The following is a 22,738-nucleotide window of genomic DNA, read 5'->3' as shown; positions in this document are numbered from 1 at the left end:
TCCAACTCCTATATTTATCTTTATTTTATTTTTATTTTGATATGTCCTTTAAACATCTAACATAACATCAATACTTCCCGTAAATAGGTCCGAAGTTCTTGCATGCCCTGTAATCTGCACCTTCCAGGTCATTGGTTCCGAAAGCGCTCCAAGCGCTGGGCCTGAATATCTTCTCTTCCGGCACGTTGTGCATGCAAACCGGTATTCTCAGCATAGATGCCAAGGTTATGAGTTCTGCACCTATATGTCCATAGCTGAAAGCACCATGGTTGGCACCCCAGTTGTTCATGACGGAATAAACATCCTTGAAAGCTCCTTTACCGGTCAGCCTTGGAGCAAACCAGGTAGTCGGCCATGTTGGATCGGTACGGTTATTGAGAATATCATGCACGTCCTGGGGAAGTTCCACTGTATAACCTTCGGCTATTTGCATTACCGGACCCAGACCCTTTATTATGTTTATACGGGACATGGTAATCGGCATTCCGCCTCTTGTACAGAAATTGGAGGAGAAGCCGCCGCCTCTGAAGTAATCGAGGGAAGCAGGTCTCCATGATGTCGCATCGAGACACTTGCCTGCTTCTTCCGGAGTTATATCCCAGAAGGGCTTCATTACAGGATTGCCGTTGATGGACTGCTGTCCTGTACCATCCAGAGAAGCCGCACCGGAATTGATAAGGTGGATAATGCCGTTAGCAGCAAGACCGGTCAATTCTTTTCCGGTCACTCTTTTAACCGCATCAGGACTCCAGTAGGTTCTTACATCAGCAAACACCTGAGCCGTATTAGTCAAGAGATGGCCGAAAAGCATTGCAACACCGTTAAGGCTGTCGTTTTCCGTCGCTACAACAAAAGCTTCCCTTATTCCGTTCCAGTCAAAGGAAGAATTAAGTATTGCTTCCATAAAGTCACCGTTAGGGAAGTGGTCCGTCCACTGCCTCTGGCCTTGGAAACCTGAAGCAATGGCATTGTGTCCGAGGGCTTCTTCACCATAGCCAAGTTCTGCAAGCTTTGGATTACCAATCATAAGGTCTCTTGCTATAATGGCCATTTTAACGCAGGTCTCCCATTGCTTGTCTTTAACTTCCCTCGAGCACTGTTTGCTTACAGGATTAAGGTCGGAGCCTTCCTTGCAGTTTTCCCTGGTCCATTTCAAGGCTCTTTCATATTCTTCCTTGTCATAAATTCCTTCTTCAATTCTTCTCACGAATTCCGACATATCCACGTATTCATTGCGCATGCCGAGATAGTTCTGGAAGAAATGGTCGTCCACTATGGAACCGGCAATACCCATAGATACCGAGCCCATGGACAGATAGGATTTGCCTCTCATTGTTGCGGTGGCAAGGCCGGCTTTAGCAAAAAGTAGCAATTTTTCAGCAACATCAGCAGGAATTGATGTGTCATTTGCATCCTGAACATCTCTGCCGTAAATACCAAAGGCAGGCAATCCTTTCTGGTTGTGTCCTGCCAGGGCAGCAGCCAGGTAAACAGCTCCCGGGCGTTCTGTTCCGTTAAAACCCCATACTGCTTTGGGTATAAAGGGGTCCATGTCTATGGTCTCGCTTCCGTAACACCAGCAGGGAGTAACCGTGAGAGAAACACCGACACCTTCTCTCGCAAATTTCTCAGCAGTCTGAGCAGCTTCTGCCACGCCGCCTATACAAGTGTCGGCAATTACGCATTCCACAGGCATACCGTTAGGATGTCTTAAGTTATCGGACAAGAACTTTGCAGCCATTTTAGCCATATTCATCGTCTGTTCTTCCAAGGATTCTCTGACACCCTTGCGTCTACCATCGATAACAGGCCTTATGCCTATTTTCGGCAGTGAACCTCTTAGCCTGTTAACAGGCGGGTTCATTTTCAAATCATTAATGTTAGCCATGAAAACGACCTCCTTAACTATGTATACGATTGCATAAATACATTATATTGTAATACCTTGTATAATACAAGGTTTATTACCATTCTGTTATAAGCTCCGTCTTGAGCCTTACTATCCGGGGATATGCCGTTTTGTCCCCGTCAATTCTGCTCAAAAGGAGCTGTGCGGCTTTACTTCCGATTTCCATCATAGGCTGCCTTACCCTTAAAACTGAAAATCCAAATATAGAAGAAAGCTCCATATCGTCAAAGCTCGCAATTAGTACTTCCTTGTCCAGCTTATATTTATTCTCAATAAGATATTTAACTGCACCCACGTGCATGAAATAGTTGGAGATGAAGACCAAAGGAGGTGGGTTGTCCTGCTGCATCATCTCCTTCATAAGATCAAATCCACCTTTTATATGAAAATCTCCGAATTTGATTATGTCCTTCTCCAAAGGAATGCAGTAGTCGTTTAAAGCCCTTGTATAACCTTCAAATCTCTCCTTGGCGGATGTAAGCTTGACATCTCCGCCGATAAAGCCTATCCGGTTATATCCTTTATTTATCAGATACTCCACTGCACAGTAGCTGCCGTTAATGTTATCTACCAGCACAGCATCGGATTGAAAGTCCTCCACCAGTCTGTCAACCAATACGACAGGCATATTGGCATCCTTCAGGTATTTGAAGTGTCTTCCTTCATCGGTGGCGGGAATGATAATTATTCCATCCACACACTTCTCGCATAGGAGCTTAATGCGTTCCTTTTCTTCTTCGGTATTTTCATTGGAATTGCATATTATTACGCTGTATCCATACTTTTTAAGCTCGTCTTCCACTCCTTTTGCGATGCTCATAAAAAAGTCGTTGGGAATCTCGGGACAAATAAAGCCAATGGTGCGGGTGCGATTAGTTTTAAGGCTTCTGGCAACCCCGTTTATTCTGTAGTTGAGCTCCTTGATGCCTTTCATGACTTTTTCCTTGGTCTTTTCGCTGATTCTTGGATCGTTATTTATTACTCTCGAAACTGTGGCAGTGGAAACTTCACAGTATCTTGCAACATCCTTTATAGTTACCGACATGTTTTTAGCTCCTGAATTTATATAATATAAGCTCCATGAGTTATTATGTATACGTTTACATTAATATTTTTATTCGACAGAAGTTGTATTTATCCTTCTAAAATAATTGATTCCAATATAAAAAATAAAGGTTAAAATTTGCTATGGTAGAAGTATACTGTTAAACCAATTTGGCTTAATCATAAGTTATAAGACTCACTATAATTCAAAATCTTATTGAAGATTAGTATTTATGATATCAATCAGCACCATCGATTGCATTGGATAATCTATTTGAAGTCAGACAATCTTTTAAAGTTGAAACTCAAGCCTTGTAGATGTTAAAATTCTTATATTCAAAACTTTATAGAAGTTAAAAACTTTATTTTCCTAAATTAAGAATGATTGTATTATTAATGACAAAAATACATAAAAGTGGTAAAATGTGATTTGTCTTTGAATAAGGTAACGCTAAATAAATCCGGAAAAAACACAGGAACATTTAGCATGATGTTTTTTAATCAAGGATACAAGCTGTGGTACGAAGGGGAAGAGGGTTAGGTGAATTTTCTGCCGAAAGTAAACTTAGTTAATTTATTGCTTATTGGAATATTTGTCATGCCGCTGATTAAGGGGCTTTTTTCCCGGCCCTCCATGGAGAAAGTCCGTTATTCCATGGCTTCGCTGCTGGATAATGTGGAGTTCCTTATCGGACTGGTCATATCGGTATACCTCACAAAAAAAATATTCTTCGACAATGAAGATGCTTTTTTCAGAAGCTTGTATGGGATGATACCGGAACAGGCAAAAGCTTTTTTGGACGGAAGGGATGTTCTGACATATTTATTGGCGGTGCCATTGATTCTTTTGTTGGTTATGGCTGTCTTGAGGCTCATTACCAATCCCTTATATCGATATATGCTGGGACCTCTGGCGGACAGGGCTTATTATTCCCTGATTCAGTCGAACGGCTTATTAAGGCGTATTATCAGTGCTGCCTGCCAGCTGCCGAGATCATTATGCCTTGTGTTTGCTTTCAGTGTCATTCTAAATTTCATGAATTATTATCTCCAGGCTCCTATCATCGGAAAATGGATGAACGAATCGGCCGCATACCAGCTATTATATAAAAATGCCGTATATCCTGTGCTGAATTCAAACATAGCAAAGCAAATCCCTGTAATCATCAATGACTCTTTTGCCAAAACCGCAGGAAGTCCTTCGTCCGGTGTCAAGTATGGCATGGGGGAAATTGTAGAGCGACTGACCGGGAGAAATATTAAGGTTATTGAGTATTTTAACGGTGTTACCCTGGATGAAGCGGTGAAATCCACGCCTGATATAGACAGAACGGCAAGACAGGTGACTCAAGAGGCAGAAAGCAGTAGGGAAAAGGCATTTGTGATATATGATTGGATTACCGAAAATGTCGTATATGATTACGAAAAGGCGGAAAAGATCAGCACCGGTCAAAGGAATGTTTCCTCAGGGGCAATAGTTGCTTATGAAACAGGGAAGGGCATATGTTTTGATTATTCCAGCCTTTATGTTTCCATGTGCCGTGCTGTGGACTTAAAGGTCCGACTTGTGACCGGACTTGGATTTAGCGGAATTTCATGGGGGGATCATGCATGGAATCAGGTTTATATAGAGGAAGAAGACCGGTGGATAAATGTGGACACCACTTTTGGAACAAACGGCGATTACTTCGACAAGCCGGATTTCAGTGTTGATCACAAATATGATGAGATTCAGGGAGAATGGTGACCTGTAAGTTAACATTCGTTACCGGCCATCGGGCAATAGGACTATATATAAGCTTCTCTTGAACGCTTTCCTGGGATATACTCAATATCCTCAAAAGTCAGGTCGCTGAACTTATGATCATGCATACAGTTATGCTCCATAACTCCTTCTATTTTGTGGACATGACCATTTTCAGTTTTTATGGGCAATCCGGTCATGCCTGAAAAATAGTGGGTATGTCCGTTATATGACGATATACCATAAAAATAATGCAGATGGAAGCTGTAAAGGCCTATCATGTTGTCAGTATATCCTAACATCCTGTGTTTATGATTGTTTGATATCTTGCTGTCAAACTTGAACCTGTGCAAATGAGGATACATATTACTCACCTCCCCAATCCCATATCGTTTTTTCTATATGATATAGTTTCGCAATAATCTTAGCTGATGATGGACACTTGATTGTTATAGTTTTAAGTCCTCTTAAACAACAATTATATATTTCCTTTAGCTGAAATAAAACTAATTTTATATAATCATGCACCCAAAGTGTAATCCCATTGCTTTCATAAATTTTTGATACTTCTTTGCATATTTTTAACGCAGCCATTCAAGGTAAATAATGATGCAATCTTCCTAACTATAAATTGTGCAGATACATATTATTTATAAGGTTAAAATTTCGTTATGGAGGAAATATTATGTAATATTGAATGTTAAGTCAATTTGCCAGTTCAATGGATTAAGTTAAGCTGGTTGTCAATTCTATAACCACATAAAATTTTCATCTTGAAAACTTATATAATCATTCAGTCAAAATTATTGCATTAATTATTAAATCGTGTCAATCCTATAAAAATAGCAGAAAAAGGCAGTAGCTTACATAAAATTTCCGGGAAATTTTGGTAATTCCGTTTGTTTATATTAGAATATTAATATAACTTAAACCAATGGCTGGTAGGAGGTACGTATGAAAATACGTGTTCTTAGTGTGTTTTTAGTGGTGTGCTGTCTGTATGTTTCAGGCTGCACTAAGCAAGAGACTGTCTTAGGGCCTAAAACCGAAGTTTCCAGTTACAGTGAGGAGACATTGGATGTTAAGGGAGCCTTGAGCCTTGAGGTTTTAAGCGATACCAGCAATATTGAAGTATATGCCTGGGATAAAAGCAGTGTAAAATTCGAGATAACAAAAAAAATCCGGGGCACCGAAAGCAAAGATATACTAAAAGCAAAACTGGAGGATTTCAAAATTGACATAAATAAAGAGGATAATAAAATTATATTTTCTTCAAAATATGATGGAAAGGCAAGCAGCCTTGTCGACAAAAGCGTGGATTTGAAAATTTTTCTACCCCAAAACACGGATAACATATATTGTAAAGTCGATATTGGAACAATTAAATTTTATGATGATCTTTACTGTAATTTAAAAGCCGAAATAAAAACCGCCAATATTGACATAAACAAGATAGAAGGTAGGGTAAACCTGACCGGAGATATGGGCAACCTCACCATCCATGAAGGCAAGGTAAAAGCAGGTTCTTCAGCAAAAGTCAATTTCGGGAATATCACTATAAAAGCAGCCTTTGAAGAAGGAGGTGAATATGGCTTTGAAACAGGGGTCGGAAATCTGGAGTTCAAACTGCCGGAAGAATCAAGGATTTGCATTGAGGGCATAGGAAATGTAGAAATCAATGAATTCAATGATACTTCTTATCCCACAAAGGTGAAACTGAACAGCGGCATGGGGAAAATAACTGCGGTAAAATCATGAAGCAGTGGCTGATTGCTGCTTGAATTTCCTTATGCATTACAATATCCTGAGTCTATAATACAGGGAATATCCCTTTGGTCCTGGATATCGATAGAGCGGATAATGAAAACCGTGCCGGTTATCAGCCAGCACGGTGCATATCAGCGTATAAAATCTGCTGTATTATTTAAAACATAAAAATTGCCTATGAACGATGCATTAAGTACGATGCATGTATTTGAAAATTTGCTTTTCCAGGATAAAACAGTAATATAATCCGCGTGATGTTATTATCTCTTTTTCAAAGGCTATGTTTTCAAGCAAATTCTACAATTCAATCCCTATGATATTGTCGACAGGCAAGGACAGAATTAATCCTCTGGCCGGCGTGTTAATTCCGGCAGCCTGACTAATAGCCTGCATTATGTCATGCTTTGTTTCACGCTTTACGAGGATGGCTACAATTTCCTTTTCCGGATGAATGGATATTCCGAAAAATTTCTCGGTTTCCTCATGACCTATTTCCCTTGCATGCAGAATTGTACCACCGGTGGCTCCGACCTTCTTTGCCGCTTCCATGACCTGATCGGAATAACCGTGGTTTATAACCGTAAGTATTAAATCATATTTAATGTCACATTCCATATTTAACACTTCCCCTTCTTTTTTAATCTCCTGCTCTTTCATCAAAGCTTGAGTAAATAATGCGCTGATTCCTGATAAGGGCATAGTAAACGCAATACCATGTCCAGGCTTTTTTATCTGCATTTTTTCAACGATTTCATCCAATAACTCAGAAACCTTAAATGCCGGTATTAAGCTGAAAACAACATCTTTATCCGTTTCGCCTATGCCAAAGTAGTCCAGTATTTCAGAACCTGCTGTACCTAATCCCAGGCAGACGTAATGAAAATGAAGATGATGAGCCATGAATATATCAGCAACTCTCTGTCCCTTTCCACGATCCACAATAGTGACTATAACTTTTACAAAAGCTTTGCAAAAATCCTTATTCATTGGAGATTTCCTCCTCATATTCTTCAAAATCTATAATTTCATCAGAAATATCTATATTATCAACCCTTTCAGGCAAATTTGCAACACTCATTTTATGCTTGTATATCAAACCAAGCAGCTGTATGGTTATGAGCGGGGTCATGGCAACCATGGCAACTACTCCGAAGGCATCGTTCAGGATATTTCCTCCGACAGATTCGCATGCACCTACCACAAAGGGAAGGAGGAAGGTTGCTGTCATAGGCCCACTGGCAACTCCACCGCTGTCAAAAGCTATACCGGTAAAAATCTTTGGCACTATTAATGCCAGTATGAGAGCAATGGCGTATCCAGGTATCAAAAACCAATATATGGATATGCCTGTCAGAACACGTATCATTGCGATAGCTACAGATACCGCAACACCTATGGAAAGGCTGCGCTGCATTACCTGGCTTGGTATGGCTCCGTCGGATATTTCCTCCACCTGTTTGTTGAGCACGTGGACGGCAGGTTCTGCTGCAACGATATAATAGCCAATTACCATGCCAAGGGGTATTAATAACCATTTATATGAGGATGATGCCATTTTTGATCCTAAAAACTGCCCGGCAGGCATGAAACCTACGTTCACACCGGTGAGGAATAAAACCAGGCCTATGAAAGTATATATTATACCGACTCCCATCTTTATCAACTGACGTTTTCTGAAGCTTCTGAACTTCAATTGAAATAATATAAAAAATACAGCAATCGGAATAAGGGCAATGGATACTTCTTTAATGTATATAGGAAAGCCTTGGGCAAACTGGGTGGCCACATCTTTTGTTGTAAATACGTTTGGCACTACAGCAGCTTCGTAATTGGCTGTAGACGGATTATAAAAGATACCCAGCAGCATAACAGCAAGAATGGGGCCTACGCTGCAAAGGGCAACCAAGCCGAAACTATCTTCCTGGGAATCTTTATTTCCGCTTATAGAAGCTAAGCCTATACCCAGAGCCATGATAAACGGCACCGTAATCGGACCCGTAGTGACTCCTCCGGAATCAAAGGCCACCGGAATAAAGCTGCCTGGGGTGAATATTGACAAAGCAAACACGATGATGTAAAAAAAGATCAACAAATATGACAGCTTTATACCAAACAGAGTACGCAGCAAGGCTATCACAAGAAAAATACCTACACCGACTGCAACTGTAAGAATGATTGCTATATCCGGTATGGATGGAACCTGTGTTGCTAAAACCTGCAGATCCGGTTCAGCGATAGTAACAAGCATTCCCATTATAAAAAAGGATATTACAGCCAGGCTGATATTCCTGGATTTTACTACCTCAGCGCCAATTCCTTCTCCCATCGGCATCATTGATATATCTGCCCCTAGAGAGAAAAATCCCATTCCCAAAATCAAAAGAACCGCTCCTGTCAGAAATAGCATAAGCGTTCCAATAGGCATTGGTGTTATGGTAATGCTCAGGATAAAAACTATGGCTGTGATAGGTATTACTGATGATAGAGCTTCTTTTATTTTTTCCTGCAGTTTTTTGTTCATTAATGCACCTCCTGTTAGATTTTTTTATGATAGAGATCAATAAAAATAAGAAGTTGCTTGATATGAAATATTTATTTCCTATCAGATTATATCATATAGTTAGATTGCTTGTAAGCTAATTTAGCAAATTTGATGATAGAATATTATAGACATGGGCTGATTTGTCCTCAAAAGCCTTATTTTGCGTTGTTATTGCGGTAAGTAATTGCTGGAAATATTCTTCATCTGAGTTTGTTTAATTGCATCAATAATGCACCTGTCAAGTTCTTGTGGCTGCAATAGGATGATTTATTCGTCACCCGTGGAAGGATAATTAAGTACTAGATCCAAGTGTTTCCTTTACAACAGTATATTATCGGGATGATATATGTATTTCTCTCTGTACATTTTTAAAAATGATATATATAATTAATTATACTCTAAGCTGTTATTTGTGATTACTCTAAGGAGTGATTTTATGGATACAATAGATAATGCAGAAATAACTGAAGAACTGATGGACTTGATACCTCAATTAAATAAACTGTTTTATCACAGCATTGAGAGAACAGACAGTTGTCTTTTGCCTCCAACCCATATGAGGGTTTTGATAACCCTGATAAAATGCGGGACAATGAATGTTACCAATATAGCAGGGCATATGGGAATTCAACGGCAGCAGCTCACAAAAATCCTGGATACCCTTTCGGACAAAAAGCTCATATGCAGGACGGAAAACCCCGAAAACAGGAGGCTTATTTTAATAAGCATCACAGAAGAAGGTAAATCATATATCAAAAACATGATCCGGAAAAAGGCTGAAATTTTTTCGGAATTTCTAAATACCCTTACCGACGAAGACAAAAAAACACTGATGAGATCAATCCAGATATTAAAGTCCCATTTGGTAAAGGAGCGGCTTTTACCTATGCTGTAGGTAGCCGAATCTACACAGTAGATAAAGGCAAAAGTTGCAATTTTCAGGAAATTATTATAAAATTTAAGCAATATACAGGACAAGCTATTTGCTGTTAAGGTATCTGGCCCGGTTTTGGGCCAAGAAATTAAAATTCGGATGTTGATGACAATGAGAGCATTTATTGGTGTTGATTTTAGCAAAGAAATGAAAGCTGCCATAAGCAGTCTGCAGGATAGATTAAAGCCCTATGCTTCCTATGGAAGATGGAAATATATTGATAATTTTCATCTTACACTGAAATTCCTGGATGAAATAAATGACGGGAAAGTGGATGAGATAGGAGGCCGGTTGAAGATCATCTGCCAAGAAAACAAGCAGTTTGTCTTAAATGTGAATGAAATCGGAAAGTTCCAGGGAAAGAGCGATCTGAGAGTCCTCTGGCTGGGCCTGGGTGGCGATTTGGACAAACTTAACAGGCTTCAGCAGGATATTGAAAACGGGATGCATTCCCTCGGATTTTCAAAGGAGAAAAGGCCATATGTTCCTCATATTACAATAGCACAGGATATTTTGTTTACGGTGGATTTCAGACAAGTAATGAAGATTGCCGCAGAAATGAGTTTTCCTGAAATTTCAGTAGAAAAGGTATGTTTGTTCAAAAGTGAGCAAATAGGAAGGAAACGGGTTTATACGCCTATCCGGGAATATGCTCTTGGATAGTTCTCATAAAATTGATTTGATCTAAGACAGGTAATTAAATATTGTTAAGGATCTGGGAATTGTCGCCGGAATTCCTGGAAACCTGTTTACACCTAAGAACAAGACCAAAAAAGATGAAGCTCCGATTGAAACAGATGGATGCCGCTCCTATAGGATTTAAGTTAAGTGCTTCGTTGGCATAACCAAAAGAATAAATCCCTACGTCTCCCAGCTCGAATTTGAGATTGGATGTATGGTGATAAATCTCCTGCTGGAGCAGATAAAAAGCAGCATAAAGGAAACATGGCACATTTATTTGCTGATTTCATTCCTATCTATGCGACAAATCACTTTATCAGATTGATACAAAAGATGTTCCAATGGGAATGGGATAGTGTATCGGAAACTTAAATGTTTTTCATGCTTTTATTTGGATAAATTTTAAAGATAAACTTATGCATATGAAATATAATAAGAAATTTCGGATTCACTATCTGTGCTGATGAAAGTCATACAGCTAGATTTATATAAAACTAACAAGCTTTTATAAATTCTTAAAAACAGGAGAGTATAGGATGAAATTTAAAATTCTTTTAGCAATAATGGTGGTTACTTCAATAGTATCCTTAAGCCTTGCCGCATTTCTGTTTTTCGTTTTTTCTACAATGGACGTCAAGCCGGCTTATGAAACAGCAGTGGAAACTCAGCCTCTTCAAAGCGATGATTCGGTTTCAGAGGTAACGGCAGATGAAGAGGGAGCAGCCGGAGAGCCTGTCAAAGAGGGTGAAGAACCCGCTGAAACTGATACTTCTGGAACTGGCACTACTGAATCTGATACCGCTGAAGCTGGTACTTCCGAAGCGCCTTTTCTCGAAGACCCCCTCAAAATCGTGGTAGTAGGGGATATAAATCTGGGAAGGGGAGTAAAGATATGGGTTGAAAAGCAGGAAAAAAGGTATATCTATCCCTTTGAAGAGGTAGTAGGCATTTTTAATCAAAATGATGTCGTATTCGGTAATCTGGAAGAGCCTATAACTGCCAGCACCAAAGGTCTCGCCGGCATAGATGAGGGTGGAAAGTATGTGTTAAAAAATGATCCGGAGGCAATTGAAGGCATAAAATACGCTGGCTTCAACATCCTCAGCCTGGCAAACAACCATATTCTGGACTATTATGAGCAGGGTCTTTTCGATACAATGAAAATCCTTGATGAAAACGGAATAGCTTATGCAGGAGCCGGTAGAAATCTTGAAGAGGCGAGGAAGCCCGCTGTCCTGGAAAAAAAAGGCCTAAAAATCGGTATGCTGGCATATACTGATATGGCGGAAGTTCTGTATAAGGGAAATCCGCCTCTTAGGTTCCTTGCAGGGGAGGATTCGTCAGGAGTAGCTCCCACAAAAAAAGATTACATTATGGAGGATATAGCCAAATATAAAGACATTTTTGATATTCTAATAGTTTCACTTCACTGGGGAGTTGAATATAGCTATGAACCGACAGAAAATCAAATCGGACTTGCTCATGAGATCATAGACAGCGGCGCGGATATGATTATAGGGCATCATACCCACAGGTGCCAGGGAGTGGAAATATATAAGGGCAAACCCATTTTCTACAGCCTTGGAAATTTCCTGTTTGATCAGAACAATCCTTTGAATCAGGAGAGCTTCATTTTCGAAATGGAAATAAAAAATCGCAAGCTGACTGCTTTGTCCGGCACTCCCTTTAAAATAATCAATAAATCCCGCATTGTACCTCAAAAGGGAGAGGATGCCCTTATAATGCTTGAAAGGGAGAGGAGCCTTTCGGAAAAGCTCAATACGCCAAGCCGTATTGAAAATGACAAATTGGTTTTTGATATCAATTGATGGTTATTTTAATGCATATTTTATAAATAAATTTCCAAATACTATTGAAGAAATTTGCTTGTCAATATATAATATGGAATGTAATCCATTACATTAGGATAAAAACTTTTTTGGGAGGCATCGATGACCAATATTCAGGATGTGGCAAAAGTGGCAGGTGTTTCAGTAGCTACCGTATCCAGAGTGCTAAACAACAGCAGCTCTGTCTCTGCCAAAACCCGGGAAAACGTTCTGAAAGCCATTAAAGAGCTAAACTATCAGCCAAATCTCCTGGGAAGAAACTTAAGAAGAATGGAAGCAAGAATGATATTGGTTCTCCTGCCCAATATATCCAATCCCTTTTATTCGAGGGTTGTCAAGGGAATTGAGGATGTTGCCCGGAAAAACGATTATTTTATAATGTTGTGCAATACCGATTCCGATGCATCCCAGGAAAAATTGTACCTTAAGCTTCTTAAAAACAGGCTTTCCGATGGCGTGATATTTTTAGCACCGGAATTGAAAAAAGAAGAGCTTTCCGAGATAGGAATCAATTATCCTACGGTGCAGTGCTGTGAATATAAAGAAGGAGCTAGAGTCTCCCATGTCACAATTGACAATTATGCAGCAGGTTATAATGCAGTAAAGCATTTAATAGATTTGGGCCATAAGAGAATAGGCTTGATAAGCTGTAGAAATAATTTTGTTTCCACAAAGCAAAGGGAAGCAGGTTACAGAAAGGCTCTGGAAGATTCAGGGATAGATTTCGACAGCCGGTTGATTACTTATGGCGATTACAGCTTCATGAGCGGTATGCGGTGTGCAAGACAGTTATTGGATCTGGAAGGCGGTGTTACTGCCATATTCGCCATTTCCGATGTCATGGCAATCGGCGCCATGAGGGCAGTAAAGGAAAAAAACATGAGTGTTCCTAAAGATATTGCTGTAGTCGGGTTTGACAATATAAGCTTTGCATCCATGAGCGACCCGATGCTCACAACTATCTCCCAGCCTAAGTACGAGATTGGATGTACTGCCATGAATCTCCTGCTGGAGCAGATAAAAGGCAGCATAAAGGAATCACGGCACATTGTGCTGGAGCATGAACTGATAGTTAGGGAATCAACTGTCGGACATTCAATGAATAATTGAATCTTTTTAGCAAATAAGGCTGTTGTCAATGTTTAAAATTATGGCAGCATCCTTAAAATAATTACTTCTGGAGGCGTTTTTAATGATAAGAGTTACTGTATGGAATGAATACAGGCATGAAAAGCATGACAGCAAAATTGCCGAGGTTTATCCTGAAGGAATACATGGCGCAATAGCAAACTACTTAAAACAGGATCAGGAGCTGGAAGTCAGGACTGCTACCCTGGATGAGGAAGACCATGGACTTACCGACGAAGTGCTGAACAATACGGATGTATTGATATGGTGGGGACATGTAGCTCACCATGAGGTAAGGGATGACATCGTAGAAAAGATTCATAAAAGAGTGCTTTGCGGAATGGGATTTATAGCTCTTCATTCAGCTCATCTCTCCAAGCCTTTTGTTAGACTGATGGGCACCAGCTGTACTCTAAAATGGCGTGAAATTGGTGAAAACGAAAGGCTATGGGTAGTTGAACCATCTCACCCGATTGCAGAAGGAATAGGCGAGTATATTGATATCGAACATGAAGAGATGTATGGTGAAAGGTTTGATATACCTGCACCGGACACTCTGGTATTCATCGGATGGTTTAAAGGTGGAGAAGTGTTCAGAAGCGGCTGCTGCTATCACCGCGGAAATGGTAAAGTATTTTATTTCCAGCCTGGACATGAGTCCTTTCCAATATACTACAATCCGGATATCTTAAGAATAATCAAAAATGCAGTAAAGTGGGCAAGGCCTATAAAAATGCTTTCCGAACTGACTTGTCCAAATGTTGAGCCTTTGGAAAAGGTATAAGGTTATCAAGTTTTTTAATGAAATATAACTTAAAAATAAAATCAAATGAGAGGAGAGATTTTTAAATGTCACAAAGAATAGTTAATGTCGGTATAATCGGCTGTGGTGGCATAGCCAACGGAAAACATATGCCAAGCCTGAAGCAGCTCGATAATGTAAGGATGGTTGCCTTCTGTGATATTATCAAAGAAAGAGCTGAAAAGGCTGCAAAGGATTTTGGAACACCGGATGCAAAGGTATATACCGACTATAAGGAACTTTTGAAGGATGAGAGCATTGAGGTTGTTCATGTTTGCACGCCCAACAGGGAGCATTCCTTCATAACGATTGATGCCCTCGAGGCCGGAAAACATGTAATGTGCGAAAAGCCCATGGCAAAGACCTCTGCAGAAGCAAGAGCAATGCTTGAAGCAGCAAAACGCACAGGTAAAAAACTCACCATAGGCTATCAAAACCGTTACAGACCCGATTCCCTCTACCTGAAAAAAGTATGCGATGAAGGCGGCCTGGGAGAAATATATTTTGCTAAGGCCCATGCAATACGCCGTCGTGCGGTTCCTACCTGGGGTGTGTTCCTCAATGAGGAAGAGCAGGGAGGAGGTCCATTGATAGATATCGGAACCCATGCTCTGGATTTAACCTTGTGGGTTATGAACAATTACAAACCCAAGTATGTAGTAGGAAATACATACCGCAAGCTGGGAGACAGAGAGAATTCTGCAAATGCTTGGGGTCCATGGGATCCTAAGGAGTTCACCGTAGAAGATTCAGCTTTCGGATTCATAACCATGGAAAACGGAGCTACTATTTTCCTTGAGTCCAGCTGGGCGCTGAACACTTTGGAAGAGGGCGAAGCAATAACTACACTGTGCGGAACTGAAGGCGGAGCCGACATGAGAGACGGCCTCAGACTTAACGGTGAAAAATTCAGCACTCTTTACACCACAAAACCAAAGCTGGATGCAGGTGGAGTTGCTTTCTATGCCGGAAAGACCGAAGATCCCAGCTTGTTTGAAGCAAGACAGTGGATAGATGCGGTAATCAACGATAAAGACCCCATAGTCAAGCCGGAACAGGCACTGGTAGTTACCGAAATTCTTGAAGCTATATATGAATCAGCAAAGACTGGAAAGCCGGTTTATTTCAATAAATAATTAAAATCCAGCAATTAAATACGATTTAAGGCGAATTATAATTCGCCTTTTTTTTTATGGGCTTTAGCCTGTTGAGCATGAAGCGAATTTCTCTGCAGAGAAATGAGCCATGCGAAACAAAAAACCACCCGCTATGCGGGTGCGGAAACGATTGTTATACAAAAAATCACCTTTCCGTTATAATAGAGTTGTTCAGGCTACTATCATAACGAGAGGAAAGGTGATTTCATGGCTAACAAAAGCAACGATATGTCACACACAAAATGGATGTGCAAATATCACATCGTCTTTACACCTAAGTATAGACGAAAAATAATTTATAATCAATACAGGGAAAGTATAAGAGATATCATAAAACAGCTATGCAGCTATAAGGGAGTAGAAATAATAGAGGGACATCTCATGCCAGATCATATACATATGCTAGTAAGTATACCTCCCAAAATAAGTGTATCAAGTTTTATGGGATATTTGAAAGGGAAAAGTGCACTCATGATATTTGACAAGCACGCAAATCTTAAATATAAATTCGGAAATCGTCACTTTTGGGCAGAAGGATATTATGTTAGTACAGTAGGATTAAATGAAGCAACAATTAGAAAATATATACAAGAGCAAGAGAAACACGACATTATGTTAGATAAATTAAGTGTAAAAGAATATGAGGACCCCTTCAAGGGGTAGCTGGTAGTACAAACGTCCCTTAAGGGGCGGCGACGAGTTAAGGGCATAGTGGCTTGAACAAAGTGAAAGCCAGCGTCTTTAGGCGCTGGCCGGTAACATCCCCTTATAGGGGTAGAGCAAACCACCCGTTGGACGGGTGGTTATGATTTATAACTTTTTACATATTGTATAAATATGGAATATCCCCGGTTAATACCTCCCTTCCCGAAAAGCCATCAAAAAAACTGAAAAACAGGTGACAGAGAAACGCTTAGGACAGGTAGATATTTGCAGCTTTACATAACTTTTACTTGTTAATATAACTTGCTCGTATACCGGGCTTATACTTTTTCATTAGATGCAAAAATCGACTTGTAAGAATTTATAACCGACAGGGCAAGTTCCCTATCCTTTAGATCCTCGATGCAATCGAGACCGCTTTCAAGAAATTTTAGTTTATTGCAAGAATTACTTTTTAGAACTTCAAAGTCAATTTTATTGGAGTTAAAAAGATTAGATAACAGGATCAAAATCTTTGTGGTACATACCAATAGGTCATTATCTATCATAAATCATAAAACACCTCCAAGTGTTTTATTTATTTGATTGGATCCATACATAATAAAGAATATCACCAGTGGTAATTATTGTCAACAACAATTTGTCAACTAAATGCAAAATATCAGAAATTTTTTAAAATTTACATAATGAGACAAGTTGTAAATCTTATACCAAATGATTACTTAAAAAATAATATGAAGTTAATAGTCATCCATTGTCCTATGGTTCCAGACATACATATTTTATTCTATCATGTATTTTCCCTTCGATTTTAGTTTGCTTTAGATATCATCTATTATTGAAAGGGCATAATCAACTGCATCCTCTCCATCATAAAAAATATCCGGAGATATGCCTTTGCCCTGTATGTTTATATTGTTCGGCGTATCCCAAAAAAGGACGGTTGCTTTTACTGCATATCCTCTCCTTAATGGCAGTGTAAATTGGCCGATGCCTTTGCCGAAGGTCGTTTGACCCAGAAGGGTGACATTCTCAAGGTTGTCCTTCAGTGCAGCAATCATATTTTCCGAAGCGCTGGCGGTATTTTCATTTTGAAGTATTATGATTCTTTCATATTCCAACATATCTTTGTGTTTTGCCTTGTATATCCTGTTGAAAATTCGCATACGGTCGGTGGCAATTATCTTTCCCTTGGGCAGAAACACGTCGGATATGCGCGCCATGGCGTCTATATCTCCTCCATAATTGTCCCTGAGATCCAAAATGAGATAAGGGTAGTCATCCAGTTTTTCAGTATTGTCTAGTACGAATTCTTGAGTATATTTCGAAAAGTTGGTCAATCTTAGCAATACAGTTTTATCATTAAGCTCCTTTATCTCAGACTGAGATGCCTCTTCCTTTTCTTCTTCTTTTACCTGTTTTAAATTCTCGGGAAGATACAGGTAGGTATATCTGTCATTGTTGGCGCTTTGAATATATTTCGTCACTACAGAAATCACGAGGTTGTCGAAATAGGAATAATATTTTCCATTGACATCTCTCTTAAGCTCTTTTTTAAAGATTTCATCAAGGGTGTCGGTATATATGTAATTCTGGGAGATCAAGTGCTTAAAAGCCAAGTAATCATAATTCAGGTATATGTATATTCCCACAACAGTCAGAAAGAGAATAAAAAAGGTCAGCAAAATAAAGAAGCGTTTCTTCATTTTTTTTAGCTGCTCTTCTACAGTGGCTGTTTTTTTCATGGCGTCATCTCCCATACCATCGGTATATTTTAATATTCCTTACACATATCATATTTATGTGATCACTGCGTATTTTGCTTGCTAAATATGGATTCATTTTGATGCTTCAAATTTTCGCTAAGAAATACCTTTTGCAATTATGCACAGCTTATTTAATGTCTATCTCCCATAAATCCAAGACATAAAACTCATAATGAAATTTCGTTATTTCGCATTCATATTTATTTCCATGTATTTTCATATATAAAGTCAACAAACTAATTTTACCACAAGTTGTCCTAATTGTTACCGCAATTTTTATGACAGAAATGATATTTTGGCATCTGAGTCCATTGTTTTTAAAAGGCGAAAGGGATGTCCCTCCTTGCTTTATCAATTTGCATCTGTCAACTATAGAAACAGAGGAGAATTTTAACTGCGCTATAATTTATATGAATAATATCCTGGGGTTTACTCATAATATTATGACTGAAACAAGTTTTTAAGGAGGGTTAGTATGGATCTTAATTCTATGTTTGAGAAAATAAATGAACTTTTGGAAGATACCGATTACCCTATGGAGATTACTGACATATCGGATTTGGAAGAATTTTTAAACAATGAAGAAAATTCCAATTACGAAGTATATGATGAGATAGCGCATATATATGATCAGATAATGGAGGGTGGAGATCTGTACTCAGACGACGAGTTTTAATAGGATAGGATAAATGCTGCCAAATGATGATTTAGCAAATAATAAATTTTGAAGGAATTTAAATTTAATAATAAAGCAATGTAAAATCATAAAAAAAGCCCTTTTGTCTAAAAGGGCTTTTTTGGTGCGCCATCAGGGACTCGAACCCGGGACACCCTGATTAAGAGTCAGGTGCTCTACCAACTGAGCTAATGGCGCGCTTTTGAACACTTTATTATTATAAGAGCAAAGGATGAACTTGTCAACAATTTATATAATATTTTTTTGTCGAAAAATTCAAATAGTAATCCTATGGAAAATTATTACAGAGGAATTGTCGCCCACACATAGAATATGTCTAATTATGCTGTAGTACCCTTGCTGTAATACTTTCAACAGAAAGTAAAATATTAGATATTCCATTTCTTTTTTCACTCATTAATGATATAAATATATATATTGACTTCAAAAGATGACCGCATAATTATATTAAAAATTGTGGGGGAAACACTGGTGAGCAATACTAAACTTGACTTTAATAAGCTGGACAGCATAATAAAAAGAACTATAGAAGCAATAAACAATAGCAAATCTGAAATCTTTGACATCGCAGAAAGTGCAAGAAATGAGTGCAAAGCTCTGGAAAGTGAAATGCGTCAGCTTAAGGAGCAGGTGAAGGAACTTGTAAAAAAGGTGGCAGAAATAGAGATTGAATTGCAAGAAAGCAAAAGAAAGTTAATGTATGTTAACAAGAATTTTCATAAGTTTTCACAGGAAGAACTCAAGCAGGCTTATGAAAAAGCCGATAATCTTCGTATAGAGCTAGCTGTGAAACGCGAGCAGGAGCAATATCTGGTCAAGAGACGCAATTATCTGGAAGTTAGAATAAAAGAAGCCTATAAGACCGTAGAAAAGGCAGAAAGGCTGATCACTCAGGTAGCCGCTGTACTCGGATATTTAACAGGCGATCTTCAGGAGTTAAGCTTACAGCTTGAAGATATCAAACAAAAGCAGTATATTGGTTTTAAGATAATAAAGTCCCAGGAAGAAGAAAGAAAAAGAGTAGCCAGGGAGATCCATGATGGCCCGGCTCAATCGATGTCCAATGTCGTGTTAAAAGCTGAAATCTGCGAAAAATTAATTGACGTGGATATCGAAAAGGCGAAGGAGGAGCTTAGAAGCCTGAAGGATGTTGTAAGAGGCAGTCTCCGGGATGTTAGAAGGATCATATATGACTTAAGGCCAATGTCCCTGGACGATCTCGGTTTAGTACCTACTTTGCAAAGATATATCGCAACCTTTGAGGATGAAACAGGCATAAATGTAGTTTTCAAGGCTAGGGGAAAAAATGAGAATGTAAAATCAATCATATCTCTTACCACTTTCAGAATAATACAGGAAGCCGTCAGCAACATAAGAAAGCACTCACAAGCAAGAAATGCGGCAATAAATATTGATTTTTATGAAGATTGTTTAAAACTGAACATTTATGACGATGGTAAAGGTTTTGATCAGGATAGTTTGAAAAAATACGGCGAGGACATAAACGGTGGATTTGGACTTGTAAGCATGAGAGAAAGGGTCGAACTCCTTGGGGGTGAAATGCATATCAGTTCAAGATCAGGCATCGGTACTCGGATAAATATAGTATTACCTTTAGTTCAGAAGGAGGAGGATATGAATGAGCAAAATTAGTGTTTTGTTAGCTGATGACCATTCTATTATCAGACAGGGGTTAAAGCAAATCCTGGAGCTGGAAAAGGATATTTTTGTTGTAGCCCAGGCTTCAAACGGAGATGAAGCAATAAAGCTTGCAAGGGAATTAAAGCCGGATGTTATTTTGATGGACATAAATATGCCGGGCATAAACGGACTGCAGGCTATTAACACATTAAAACAGGAAAAGAACCCATCTAAAATAATTGTTTTAACCGTCCATGAAGATAGGGAATACCTGTTCAAAACGATACAGATGGGTGCTGAAGGTTATGTCCTTAAAGATGCCGAGCCTGATGTGTTGATAGATGCAATTAGAAATGTCTATGCCGGACAATCATATATTCAGGCGAGCATGACAAAAGAACTGGTAAAAGAATTTAACAGAATCACCCTGAATGAAAAAGAAAAATGCGAAGAAAACAATCTTACTTCAAGGGAGAAAGAGGTCCTGGAGCTTATAGCGGAAGGCATGATAAACAAGGAGATAGCAAAGCATCTTTACATAAGCGAGAAAACTGTAAAAAACCATGTGTCCAACATATTTAAAAAGCTAAAGGTGGCAGATAGAACCCAGGCTGCCATATATGCCTTCAAACATAATATAAAAAGCTGATGGGACCAGCTTTATCATATACTTTTCCTTTACCGAAGTCCTCCGTATGCAAAAATAACCTGTATTGACACTTCTTTCTTTTAAATATAATATTAATATAATTACACTTCTCCTTTATTTTATAGTAGGGGTAGAAGTTTTTTTGTATTGTGAGGATTTTTACACACAATGCGCAAAGCGATATAATAAAAGTAAGTTGCAAAAACTCAATAAAGGGTAAAAGCGATACGGGGCTTGCAGCATGCTGTTTATATAATAGGAGCGCTGCAAAATTCAATAAATGCTAGAGGAACATGCTCTAAATCGGTCTGAATCGATTGATTAAATACTTAACAGTTCAAAAAAAGTTGATTGGAGATATGGATTTTTTACGGGGAGATGATGGATTTGAAGGATTTTCTGACGCTTGCAGGTAAAAAGGTACTTATTTATGACGGGTCAAAGGGCACTATGCTGCAAAAATTCGGCATGAGCGGAGGAGAGTGCCCGGAGCTATGGAATATAGAGCACAGTGACGTGGTAAAAAAAATATACAGTATGTATAAAGAAGCCGGGTCCGATGTAATACAGACCAATACATTCCAAGGAAACCGTCTGAAACTTGAGCAGTATTCCCTGGCGGATAAAACCTATGAGTTAAACTATGAAGGGGCGAGGCTTGCCCGCGAGGTTATGGGAAAGGATGGATTTGTCGCAGCATCCATCGGTCCTATTGGTAAGCTTTTTGAGCCTTCAGGAGAATTAACCTTTGAAAAAGCTTATGATTTGTTTAAGGAACAGGTAAGAGCAGTAGCTGACGGCGGTGTCGATTTGATCAATTTCGAGACCTTTACCGATATAGCCGAATTGAGAGCGGCCCTCCTGGCAGCGAAGGAAGAGACGGATCTGCCTGTTATATGCTCTGTTGCCTTTGAAGCCAATGGAAGGACATTGATGGGCACCGACCCATATACTGCAGCAGTTGTTTTAAAATCCCTGGGGGCAGATATGATAGGAACTAATTGTTCCCTTGGGCCTGAGCATCTGCTGGATATAGTCAAAGCAATGTCTAAGGCAGGAGGTATACCCCTTGCGGTAAAACCCAATGCAGGCTTGCCTGAAACAGTAGACGGCAATGTGGTATATAAAGAAACACCGGAGAGATTTTCTTCCCTGGCCGAAGAATATGTGAAATCAGGCGTGCGGCTTATAGGCGGCTGCTGCGGCACTACTCCGGACTTCATCAAAGCCTTGAGAGAAAGGATTGACGGCATTGAAGTCCCTGAGATTCAAGACAGGGCTGAAAAAGTGATATCATCCGGGGTAAAAACGCTATCGGTGGACGGCCTTGAGCCTGCGGACATTGGATTCATTGATGCCAGAAAGGATACTGGTTTGCTGGAAGAGCTGAAAAATGCTGATATGGATGCTGTTGCCGACAGGGCAATGGATCTTTCCTGCGATGGTTACACCGCTGTGTACATAAATATCGATGGTGCTGAAGGAGACGAAAAGCTTTTGGCGCAGGTGGCCAACACCCTTCAGAGCTATGTCAGGGAACCCTTTATATTGGAAACCTGCAATGCAAAAGCGCTGGATTATGCCCTCCGTCTTTATAAAGGCAAAGCCGGTGTCATAATTCCCGATACAGGAAAAGATAATATTGAGGAACTGCTGAAAACAGCCGGAAAATATGGAAGCACGGTCCTGGATCGTGGTATTTTGGGCTGATTAGGTTGCCGGCGAGGCAAATAATGCTAACTTTTTATATATAACAGGAGATGG

At 39.4% G+C, this 22,738-nt stretch carries 21 protein-coding genes and 1 tRNA gene; 13 read left to right on the top strand and 9 right to left on the bottom strand.

Going from position 1 to position 22,738, the window contains the following annotated elements; translation table 11 throughout:
- Nucleotides 1–67: 67 nt before the first annotated feature.
- Nucleotides 68–1,888 carry an L-fucose isomerase gene (locus CDO33_RS09275; protein ID WP_103082899.1) on the bottom strand — a complete coding sequence of 607 codons (1,821 nt, stop codon included), beginning with the start codon at nucleotides 1,886–1,888 and terminating at the stop codon, nucleotides 68–70.
- Between the two features lie 76 nt (nucleotides 1,889–1,964).
- Nucleotides 1,965–2,954: a LacI family DNA-binding transcriptional regulator gene (locus tag CDO33_RS09270; RefSeq protein WP_103082900.1), complete on the bottom strand. Its 990-nt coding sequence runs from the start codon at nucleotides 2,952–2,954 to the stop codon at nucleotides 1,965–1,967.
- Nucleotides 2,955–3,551: 597 nt separating this feature from the next.
- On the opposite strand from CDO33_RS09270, the gene CDO33_RS09265 reads away from it, so the two are divergent.
- Entirely contained in the window at nucleotides 3,552–4,700 is a 1,149-nt protein-coding gene (locus tag CDO33_RS09265) for a transglutaminase domain-containing protein (RefSeq protein WP_242973964.1), read from the top strand.
- Nucleotides 4,701–4,741: 41 nt separating this feature from the next.
- On the opposite strand, the gene CDO33_RS09260 is transcribed toward CDO33_RS09265, so the two are convergent.
- Both CDO33_RS09260 and CDO33_RS20810 read right to left on the bottom strand, forming a co-directional pair.
- On the bottom strand, nucleotides 4,742–5,062 hold the full coding sequence (locus tag CDO33_RS09260) for a YmaF family protein (RefSeq protein WP_103082901.1): 321 nt from the start codon (nucleotides 5,060–5,062) through the stop codon (nucleotides 4,742–4,744).
- 1 nt (nucleotide 5,063) lies between these two features.
- Complete coding sequence (locus CDO33_RS20810; RefSeq protein WP_103082902.1) at nucleotides 5,064–5,291, bottom strand: hypothetical protein; 228 nt, start codon at nucleotides 5,289–5,291, stop codon at nucleotides 5,064–5,066.
- A 360-nt stretch (nucleotides 5,292–5,651) separates the two neighbouring features.
- On the opposite strand from CDO33_RS20810, the gene CDO33_RS09250 reads away from it, so the two are divergent.
- A complete protein-coding gene (locus CDO33_RS09250; RefSeq protein WP_103082903.1) occupies nucleotides 5,652–6,455 on the top strand; it encodes a hypothetical protein in 804 nt (267 codons plus the stop codon).
- Between the two features lie 306 nt (nucleotides 6,456–6,761).
- Here CDO33_RS09250 and CDO33_RS09245 read toward each other — a convergent pair whose 3' ends face one another.
- Together CDO33_RS09245 and CDO33_RS09240 are read right to left on the bottom strand one after the other, a co-directional pair.
- Entirely contained in the window at nucleotides 6,762–7,451 is a 690-nt protein-coding gene (locus tag CDO33_RS09245) for a P-II family nitrogen regulator (protein ID WP_103082904.1), read from the bottom strand.
- The gene (locus CDO33_RS09240; protein ID WP_103082905.1) at nucleotides 7,444–8,985 is read right to left on the bottom strand and encodes a DUF1538 domain-containing protein; all 1,542 of its coding nucleotides are present in this window, start codon (nucleotides 8,983–8,985) and stop codon (nucleotides 7,444–7,446) included. Before CDO33_RS09240 ends, CDO33_RS09245 begins: the two co-directional genes overlap by 8 nt.
- A gap of 457 nt (nucleotides 8,986–9,442) precedes the next feature.
- Between CDO33_RS09240 and CDO33_RS09235 the strand changes: the two genes are divergently transcribed.
- Together CDO33_RS09235 and thpR are read left to right on the top strand one after the other, a co-directional pair.
- On the top strand, nucleotides 9,443–9,901 hold the full coding sequence (locus tag CDO33_RS09235) for a MarR family winged helix-turn-helix transcriptional regulator (protein ID WP_103082906.1): 459 nt from the start codon (nucleotides 9,443–9,445) through the stop codon (nucleotides 9,899–9,901).
- Nucleotides 9,902–10,051: 150 nt separating this feature from the next.
- Nucleotides 10,052–10,603, top strand: a complete 552-nt coding sequence (thpR, locus tag CDO33_RS09230) for an RNA 2',3'-cyclic phosphodiesterase (protein ID WP_103082907.1) — start codon at nucleotides 10,052–10,054, stop codon at nucleotides 10,601–10,603.
- 34 nt (nucleotides 10,604–10,637) lie between these two features.
- Here the strand turns inward: thpR and CDO33_RS20805 are convergent, their stop codons facing one another.
- Nucleotides 10,638–10,892, bottom strand: a complete 255-nt coding sequence (locus tag CDO33_RS20805) for a hypothetical protein (RefSeq protein ID WP_161496695.1) — start codon at nucleotides 10,890–10,892, stop codon at nucleotides 10,638–10,640.
- A 265-nt stretch (nucleotides 10,893–11,157) separates the two neighbouring features.
- Between CDO33_RS20805 and CDO33_RS09225 the strand changes: the two genes are divergently transcribed.
- From CDO33_RS09225 to tnpA, 5 genes are all read left to right on the top strand, one after another.
- Nucleotides 11,158–12,450 (top strand): CapA family protein, encoded by a 1,293-nt coding sequence (locus CDO33_RS09225; RefSeq protein ID WP_242973967.1) that lies wholly within the window; start codon nucleotides 11,158–11,160, stop codon nucleotides 12,448–12,450.
- Nucleotides 12,451–12,573: 123 nt separating this feature from the next.
- Entirely contained in the window at nucleotides 12,574–13,581 is a 1,008-nt protein-coding gene (locus CDO33_RS09220; RefSeq protein WP_103082908.1) for a LacI family DNA-binding transcriptional regulator, read from the top strand.
- A gap of 82 nt (nucleotides 13,582–13,663) precedes the next feature.
- Nucleotides 13,664–14,383: a ThuA domain-containing protein gene (locus CDO33_RS09215; protein ID WP_103082909.1), complete on the top strand. Its 720-nt coding sequence runs from the start codon at nucleotides 13,664–13,666 to the stop codon at nucleotides 14,381–14,383.
- A 65-nt stretch (nucleotides 14,384–14,448) separates the two neighbouring features.
- A complete protein-coding gene (locus CDO33_RS09210) occupies nucleotides 14,449–15,537 on the top strand; it encodes a Gfo/Idh/MocA family protein (RefSeq protein ID WP_103082910.1) in 1,089 nt (362 codons plus the stop codon).
- A 228-nt stretch (nucleotides 15,538–15,765) separates the two neighbouring features.
- Entirely contained in the window at nucleotides 15,766–16,221 is a 456-nt protein-coding gene (gene tnpA, locus CDO33_RS09205; protein WP_103083351.1) for an IS200/IS605 family transposase, read from the top strand.
- Between the two features lie 821 nt (nucleotides 16,222–17,042).
- Here tnpA and CDO33_RS09190 read toward each other — a convergent pair.
- Entirely contained in the window at nucleotides 17,043–17,966 is a 924-nt protein-coding gene (locus CDO33_RS09190; protein ID WP_161496474.1) for a S41 family peptidase, read from the bottom strand.
- A 496-nt stretch (nucleotides 17,967–18,462) separates the two neighbouring features.
- Between CDO33_RS09190 and CDO33_RS09185 the strand changes: the two genes are divergently transcribed.
- On the top strand, nucleotides 18,463–18,663 hold the full coding sequence (locus tag CDO33_RS09185) for a hypothetical protein (RefSeq protein WP_103081100.1): 201 nt from the start codon (nucleotides 18,463–18,465) through the stop codon (nucleotides 18,661–18,663).
- Nucleotides 18,664–18,785: 122 nt separating this feature from the next.
- Here the strand turns inward: CDO33_RS09185 and CDO33_RS09180 are convergent.
- Nucleotides 18,786–18,861: transfer RNA gene (locus CDO33_RS09180), tRNA-Lys, on the bottom strand.
- Nucleotides 18,862–19,155: 294 nt separating this feature from the next.
- On the opposite strand from CDO33_RS09180, the gene CDO33_RS09175 reads away from it, so the two are divergent.
- The 3 genes from CDO33_RS09175 (at nucleotide 19,156) to CDO33_RS09165 (ending at nucleotide 22,684) form a co-directional block, all read left to right on the top strand.
- Complete coding sequence (locus CDO33_RS09175) at nucleotides 19,156–20,337, top strand: sensor histidine kinase (protein WP_103081099.1); 1,182 nt, start codon at nucleotides 19,156–19,158, stop codon at nucleotides 20,335–20,337.
- Nucleotides 20,324–20,974, top strand: a complete 651-nt coding sequence (locus CDO33_RS09170; protein WP_103081098.1) for a response regulator — start codon at nucleotides 20,324–20,326, stop codon at nucleotides 20,972–20,974. Before CDO33_RS09175 ends, CDO33_RS09170 begins: the two co-directional genes overlap by 14 nt.
- A gap of 387 nt (nucleotides 20,975–21,361) precedes the next feature.
- The gene (locus CDO33_RS09165; RefSeq protein ID WP_242973878.1) at nucleotides 21,362–22,684 is read left to right on the top strand and encodes a homocysteine S-methyltransferase family protein; all 1,323 of its coding nucleotides are present in this window, start codon (nucleotides 21,362–21,364) and stop codon (nucleotides 22,682–22,684) included.
- The last annotated feature ends 54 nt before the right edge of the window (nucleotides 22,685–22,738 follow it).

It is taken from the genome of Clostridium thermosuccinogenes (assembly GCF_002896855.1).
GTDB classification, from domain to species: Bacteria; Bacillota; Clostridia; order Acetivibrionales; family DSM-5807; genus Pseudoclostridium; species Pseudoclostridium thermosuccinogenes.
This window is presented reverse-complemented; position numbering and strand designations above follow the sequence as displayed.